At 59.9% G+C, this 6,649-nt stretch carries 9 protein-coding genes and 1 pseudogene; 3 read left to right on the top strand and 7 right to left on the bottom strand.

Features of this window, described 5'->3' with window-relative positions; genetic code table 11:
- Positions 1-26: 26 nt before the first annotated feature.
- Positions 27-1,031, top strand: a complete 1,005-nt coding sequence (locus BIS10_RS02545; protein WP_083024354.1) for a hypothetical protein — start codon at positions 27-29, stop codon at positions 1,029-1,031.
- Here the strand turns inward: BIS10_RS02545 and BIS10_RS02550 are convergent, their stop codons facing one another.
- Positions 1,032-2,426: a PLP-dependent aminotransferase family protein gene (locus BIS10_RS02550; protein ID WP_083024393.1), complete on the bottom strand. Its 1,395-nt coding sequence runs from the start codon at positions 2,424-2,426 to the stop codon at positions 1,032-1,034.
- 95 nt (positions 2,427-2,521) lie between these two features.
- Between BIS10_RS02550 and BIS10_RS02555 the strand changes: the two genes are divergently transcribed.
- A complete protein-coding gene (locus tag BIS10_RS02555; protein WP_253502092.1) occupies positions 2,522-3,127 on the top strand; it encodes a LysE family translocator in 606 nt (201 codons plus the stop codon).
- On the opposite strand, the gene BIS10_RS02560 is transcribed toward BIS10_RS02555, so the two are convergent.
- Complete coding sequence (locus tag BIS10_RS02560; protein ID WP_253502095.1) at positions 3,124-3,483, bottom strand: I78 family peptidase inhibitor; 360 nt, start codon at positions 3,481-3,483, stop codon at positions 3,124-3,126. The two genes, BIS10_RS02555 and BIS10_RS02560, sit on opposite strands and share 4 nt — an antisense overlap.
- Before the next feature lie 97 nt (positions 3,484-3,580).
- Positions 3,581-3,712, bottom strand: a complete 132-nt coding sequence (locus tag BIS10_RS02565) for an entericidin A/B family lipoprotein (RefSeq protein ID WP_044630151.1) — start codon at positions 3,710-3,712, stop codon at positions 3,581-3,583.
- A 166-nt stretch (positions 3,713-3,878) separates the two neighbouring features.
- Here BIS10_RS02565 and BIS10_RS02570 point away from each other — a divergent pair, with 166 nt between their 5' ends.
- Positions 3,879-4,298 carry an HIT domain-containing protein gene (locus BIS10_RS02570; protein ID WP_083024357.1) on the top strand — a complete coding sequence of 140 codons (420 nt, stop codon included), beginning with the start codon at positions 3,879-3,881 and terminating at the stop codon, positions 4,296-4,298.
- Positions 4,299-4,300: 2 nt separating this feature from the next.
- On the opposite strand, the gene BIS10_RS02575 is transcribed toward BIS10_RS02570, so the two are convergent.
- The 4 genes and pseudogenes from BIS10_RS02575 to BIS10_RS02590 form a co-directional block, all read right to left on the bottom strand.
- On the bottom strand, positions 4,301-5,293 hold the full coding sequence (locus tag BIS10_RS02575) for a nickel/cobalt transporter (protein ID WP_253502098.1): 993 nt from the start codon (positions 5,291-5,293) through the stop codon (positions 4,301-4,303).
- 59 nt (positions 5,294-5,352) lie between these two features.
- Positions 5,353-5,979: a DUF1007 family protein gene (locus tag BIS10_RS02580; protein ID WP_301281940.1), complete on the bottom strand. Its 627-nt coding sequence runs from the start codon at positions 5,977-5,979 to the stop codon at positions 5,353-5,355.
- 44 nt (positions 5,980-6,023) lie between these two features.
- Positions 6,024-6,398 (bottom strand): hypothetical protein, encoded by a 375-nt coding sequence (locus BIS10_RS02585; protein WP_253502101.1) that lies wholly within the window; start codon positions 6,396-6,398, stop codon positions 6,024-6,026.
- Positions 6,395-6,649, bottom strand: a pseudogene (locus BIS10_RS02590) (hypothetical protein); the annotation flags it as partial. The pseudogene BIS10_RS02590 and the gene BIS10_RS02585, both read right to left, overlap by 4 nt.

A 6,649-nucleotide genomic window follows, 5' to 3' on the forward strand; every position in this document is an offset into this window, starting at 1 on the left:
TCTACTTTCAACGACAAGGAGTCATCATGCCCATCAGGCAGCGCTATCCCCACCTGCCCAAGGCCGTTGAGTATGCGCACATCGGCTGGGATCTGCTGATCCTCGCCGCCGTTATTATTAACCTTAGCCTGCTGCTGTTTGACTCGCTGTTTCTGATTGGCCCGATCAACCAAGCGATTGCCGCTATCGCGCCCGGTTTTCACCGTTTTTACGATACGGCGATTCACAGCCGATTTATTGCCATTGATTTGGTCTTTGTCAGTTTCTTTATTGCCGATGTGCTGCTGGGCTGGGCCGTGGCAATTGCCGAGCGGCGCTATCACCGCTGGTTCTTTTACCCCTTTGTGCACTGGTACGACGTACTAGGCTGCATTCCGCTCAGCGGGTTCCGTTGGCTGCGCGTGTTTCGCGTTATAGCGCTCCTGCACCGTTTGCATCGGCTGCGCTTGATTAACGTCACCCACTGGACGATCTATCAGTTCTTCGCTAAGTACTACGATATTCTGCTGGAAGAACTCTCTGACCGTATTGCGCTACGCCTGCTGGGCAATGTTCAGGAGCAGATCGTGGCCAGCGACTCGCTCACCGAGCGCGTCATTGAGCGGGTGATCATGCCGCGTAAAACCCAGCTGATCCATGAAATTGCCGAGCGCTTGGAAGCCACGGCAGGCCGAGCCTATCAGCAAAATCGCCCCGCCATTATGGCGGCCATCGATGATCTGGTGAGCCGCACGCTGCGGGAGAGCCCGGAAATTCGACGGCTGCACCGCTTACCCATGGGGCAGACCGCGTCCAGTGCGATGCAAGCCTCGATCAGCAGCGTCGCCCAGCGGTTGGTAGATGAAATGGCCCAGGGCATGCACTCCCCCGCCTTCCGCCAGCTCGTGGAGCGCACGGCTGAAAATGGCTTTGACAGCTGGCTAACCGTCGACGACACCAGCGCAAAAGTGACCGAGCAAGTGCTTTACGACGTACTCGAAATGCTTAAAGAGCAGGTACGCCACCAAGGCTGGAAAGACCGCTACGACTAACTAGACCGTTGCGGTTGCCAGGGGCGGCTGCTCAAGGCTCGCTCGAAGGATCACCAGCGCACGCTTGAGCGCCGTTTGGTCGGCGGCGGCCCCGATGCAAATCCGCACCGCCTGGGGTGCGGGGGCGCTGCCCACGCAGAAGGGTTCCGCGTTGGTCACTTTGACGCCCTGCTGACTGAGCCGTTCGCACAGCTCTAGCGCCCGCACGCCATCGGGTAGCGTTAGCCATACATTGCTGCCGTTTGGCTGGCGGCTCAGCGAATAGCCCGCCAGATAGTCCGTCACGATCTGCTGGCGCGCTGCCAGCTCCTGGGTTTGCCACGCCAGCAGCTCGTGTGCGGTGGGCTGGCTCACCCAGTGGCAGACCAAATCCACCATGAGCGGTGGCACCATCCAACTTTGAGCCCTCAATGCCGCCGCCAGCCGCTCCAACAACGCAGGCGGCGCGCGCAGCACGCCCATACGCAGCCCGCCTGCCAGTACTTTCGCCGTGCTAAACACAAACAGCGTGCGCTCTGGCGCGAGCTGATACAGCGGCGTGCCGCGCTGTTCAACGGGTAGGTACTGCACGCCATCCTCCAGCAGCCATATATCGTAGCGCCTTGCTAACGCCACGAGCTGCTCCCGGCGCGCTTCGCTCAGGCAGAGGCCGGTGGGGTTGTTTTGATCGGGGGTGAGGTAAATCAAGCGGGGCGGCTGGCGAGCGCACTGTGCTTCCAACGCCTCCATACACATCCCATCTTGATCAAAGGGAATGCCGACCACCTTGAGATGCGCCTGCTGGGCTGCGCTAATCGCCCCTGGGTACGTCAGCGCATCCGCGGCGATCAGCTCCCCCGGGCGCAAAAGTGTGCCGAGCGCCAGGCTAATGCCGTGCTGCCCGCCTTGAGTAATCAGCAGTTCGTCAGCACTCAGGGTCATGCCTAACTGCGTGAGCCACTGGGAGAGATAAGCGCGGTGGTAGTCGCTGCCCTGGGAGCTTGAGTAAGCCACGCTGCGCCTGAGCGCATCCGCCGAGGTGCTTAACGCACTCAGTGCCGTGCTCATCGCCTGCTCTCGCAGGGGGTGGGGCGGCGGTAGACTGAGGCTTAAATCAATCGTGTCGTCACCGGCTTGCGTGGCAGGCTGACCGCCAAATACACGGGCTGGCCCGCGCTGTTTCACGTAGGTGCCGCTGCCTACCCGGGCACTCACCCAGCCGCGATGCTCTGCTTCGGCATAGCCACGGGTGACCGTGCCCACGGTGACGCCTAACGCATCCGCCAATCGTCGCTGAGGCGGCAGCTTGTCATCTGGCGCTAATTCACCGCTGGTAATGGCATCACCAATCGCCTGGGCAATCGCCCGATAGCGCGGTCCGGTTATGTGTTCAAGCGTAGGCACCCAAATTGTCATGGTGACAATAAAACCTTTGACGTGAAAATTAGCCACATTATGCTAACAAAAACGCCCACCAACAACTCAATCATCACAATTGTATGGGTACAAAAATGAATAGTGAATGGCTAATCCTTGGCCCTGCCGCGCTCTATATGATGTCGATGACGCTCACCCCTGGGCCCAATAACATCATGCTTACCGCCTCGGGGGCTAACTTTGGCTTTCGACGTACGATGCCACATATGTGGGGGATTTTAGGAGGCTGCTTTTTACTGTTTGCCGGCATTGCGCTGGGGTTAGGCGTACTGTTTGAACGCTTCCCGGTGGTGCAAACCACGCTGCGCTGGGTAGGGAGTGCTTATTTGCTCTACCTCGCCTGGAAAATCGCCACCGCACCGCCGCCCAACTTACACGGTAGCCAGCACGGGGTGCCGCTGACCTTTTGGCAGGCGGCCATGTTCCAGTTCGCTAACCCCAAAGCGTGGGTGATGGGGCTGGCGCTGATGGCGGGTTTTCTACCGGAAAGCGGCCAGCCGGTCATCAATGCCTTAGTACTGGCCGGGTTTGCGGAGCTAGTGGCGCTGCCCTGCATTGCGCTGTGGGCAGCGTTTGGCAGCGCCATCGGGCAGTGGATCAAAAGCGATCGAGCATGGCGCGGGTTTAACATCACCATGGGCGTACTCACCGCCGCCTGCGTGTGGCTGATTTTGCGTTAGCCGCAGCGCAGCGCCTCGATCATGTCGTTGCTTTCCAAGTGAATATTAAGCCGATCATCGCGGTAGTCCATGGTCGCGGCGCTGCCGGGGCGCAGCACACGCACCTGACGGGCGCCGCTCTGCTCTTCGAGCGTCGCCATGTTGGCCTCATCAAAGGGCGCACCAATGGCATACTGCACGGCGCTGGCATCGCATGCTTGGCTAGTTGGCGCGGTTTGATCAACCGTCGGCGGGTTAGGCGCGGCAGGCTCATTGGGCGCGCTGCTACACCCGGCTAGCAGCATCACGGCCAGCGCACTGCCCAGACCTTTTATATGGCGCTGAGTGATGGTCATCCAAAGCTTTCCTGGCGTCATTGTTTACCTCCCTCCACAAATCCCTGTCTCGATAGCAGTGCGGGCCAGGCATTGCTGCCTAGCCCGCACATTGCACAACAAGCCGTTAGACCGAACCTTAACTCGCGGCGTCCTGTACTGCTTGGCCGCCCTCTTCAACGTCTTGTCCTGCCCCTGCAATGGTGTTGCAGCCCGCTAGAGCACCCGCAGTGATGAGCAGAATAAAGCTAGTCGCCAGTAGTTTTTTCATCGTGTTCTCCTTAACAAGTCATTCAACATCGGGAAGCTCCGGCGGCAGCCTTACCGCCTGGGAGTGTTTTCAGCGTAACAGATTTTAATAATTTCGCCTGTTTTCCCTGAGTTATCCGCTGCCTGCTATGATGCTTGCCAAACCGTTTGGCTTAGGAGCACTCCGCTTGGCAACCTTTGAACTCGACCCACGCTTAGAAGCAGATACCCTACCCTTAGCGGATCTTCCGCTCTGCCGAGCGCTGTTGATGAATGACGCCCGTTATCCCTGGGTCGTGCTCGTGCCCAAGGTGGCATCGGTCAGCGAAGTGTTTGAACTCAGTCAAGAGGAGCAAGCGCAGCTCTGGCAGGAGGCCACTCAACTGGGCGCTGCCATGAAAGAGGCCTTCCAGGGCGACAAGCTCAATATCGCCACGCTGGGCAACGTGGTCAGCCAGCTACATATCCATTTAGTGGTGCGCTATACCGATGACGCTAGCTGGCCCGCGCCGGTGTGGGGCAACGGCACTCCCAAGCCTTATGAGCTCGCCCAGCAGGGGGAGCGACGGGAACAGCTGCTAGCGCAAATTGAGGGGCTGGCACTTTAGACTTAACCGCCCAGCAGCGAACCACGCGCGGGCGGCTCGTTGAGTAACGGGCCGCTGGCAGGCTGTGCCGCACCGGCCAGCGCCAAGGAAATACCCAGCGCAACAATCACTGCCCCACCGGTGAGCGCCGCCCAGCCCGCGGCTTTCTCGACCCGCTGCTGGCTCTGCTTCTGAAGCCGCTTGGTGGCCCACCCTCGGGCTACAATACTCGCCAGGGCCAGTATCGACACGGTAATGCCCGTGCCCAGCGACATCGCCACCACCGACGCGACCCCCACGTAAAATTGGCCCAAAAGGCTCGCGGCACCTAGCATCAAGATCGCTCCGCTGCAGGGGCGCATACCAATCGCCCCGACGGTCATCAAGGCCGTACGCCAATCCAACGCCTGCTCGGGTTCAAGGTGATGGGCACCGCCACAGCAGTGGGTATGGTCGTGGCTGTGGTCATGAGCATGCGTGTGCTCTACCACGGGCTTATTGCGAGCCGCGTAGGCGTGGCGCAGCTGCTTCACCGCCCGCCAGCAGAGCCAAGCCCCTAATAGCGCTACCAGCAGAAAGCTGGCCTGCTCCACCCATACCACGCTGCCCATGGCTTGACGCGTCACCCAGCCTAGCCCGTGTACCAATACCGCCACCATCGCAATGGCCGTTACGCCCTGCAGCAGCGATGCGGCAAACGAGAGCCCCAGCGCCCGGCGAGTCGCACCGCCATGAGACGCCAAATAGGTGGCCAATACTGCTTTACCGTGCCCCGGCCCAGCGGCATGAAACACGCCGTAGGCGAAGCTCACGCCAAGCAGCGTTAGCCACGTGCCGGTGGAGGGCGTGCGTGACAACTCGGTAATCGCCAGGGTCAGGCTACGGTGTAACTCGCGCTGCCACGTAAGTAGCTGCAGGCTGGCACCCTGTAAGTTCGCCTGTACCGCCCACACCAGCAGCGCCACGCCTAATAGCACCAGGGCACCGGTGGCCAACTGTCGTCCCGTTAACAGCATTCCCCCTCCGCACAAAAGATATAAAGTAACACTTTATACATGAACGCCCTAGCTGGCCGCTAGCGGCAATCGACCCGCCCCGTTTCCGCAAAGTGGCGACCTAGCCCTGGCTCACCCTCTTCGTCCGTATCCAGCAGCGCCGCCTGCATAACCAGCTCTGGGTCTGGGTCGGCGGACAGTACGCTGAGCGCGCACTCAGGTTCGCCGTTGAGAATCAGCGCCTGAGGAGAGGGCTCGTCGCCCTCCTCCTCGTGTACCATCTCGATGTAGTACGTGGGGTCGAAGACTTGATACTCCAGCACCTGACCGCTCAAAGGCTGGGGTGAGGTCAGCGGTAAAATAAACATAAAGGTTAAACGGCCGTCCCGCTCCAGTGCGGTGTACTCGGTCACATCACCAAAGGACTGTTTTTCGCTGCCGATGCGCACTTCGGTAAAGTAGTGTTGGGCCGCCAGATTATCGCGAATTTCTCCTCCGAGCTGGTCAAGCCCCTCTTCCATGCTGCCGCCCGGTACCTGCTGCAACTCCTCAAACACGACCAAACTATAAAAAGGGTCCATCCGCCATGTTTGGTGAAGCCCGGTTGCCACACCGTTATCATCGGTGATGACCCGCACGCTCATATCGATCCAGCCATGGGGGTGCGCCATAGCTAAATGGCTAGCCAACAGGCTACCCACCACCAACGCCTGACAGGTGCGCCGAACCGATACCCGTGGCCATGCTCTTATCACGGTAATTCTCCTAATTTGCGCTGTAACTCCACGAGCCAGGGATCTAGCACATAAGGCGGTATCGGCTGGCTACCGCGCAGCGCCGACACGCTCACTAAGCTGCCTCCTTGTGCATCGCTTACTTGTAGTTGGATGCGATACTCCGGCCAGCGTGCCAGGCTTGCCTCGGCGCGCCCTAAGGTCAAGTCAGCGTGGCGTATCACATAGCCCTGCTCCATCATCAGTGCCACCGCCTCGCGGAAGGTTTGCTCCATTGGCGCGCTATAGCGCAGCTCGCGCGGTTCAAGAGGTTGCGTGGTGGCACAGCCTGCCAACCATAACGCAGCGCATAGCGTAAGTGCTGGATATAAGGCGCGGCGGAACGATGTCATGATGCCCCCTGCGGTGTGACGGATGACGAGAAAGCTTCCTGGAAACGGCCACAGAAATCATCGTTACTGGCGCTGTAGGATTCGCGCAGGTCGCCAAGATGGTCAAAGCGGCGAATGTCCCTTGAAATGCGCAGATGGCCATCGCGGGCAAGCAGCGATACCCGCTCTACCTCAACGGGCTGCTGGCCAAAACCTGGGCCGAAGGAGCCACCCACGCCAATCCCTACGCCGCGACCAATACCAAACCCGCC

Source organism: Halomonas sp. 707B3, from assembly GCF_024158645.1.
In the GTDB taxonomy this organism is placed as follows: domain Bacteria; phylum Pseudomonadota; class Gammaproteobacteria; order Pseudomonadales; family Halomonadaceae; genus Vreelandella; species Vreelandella lionensis.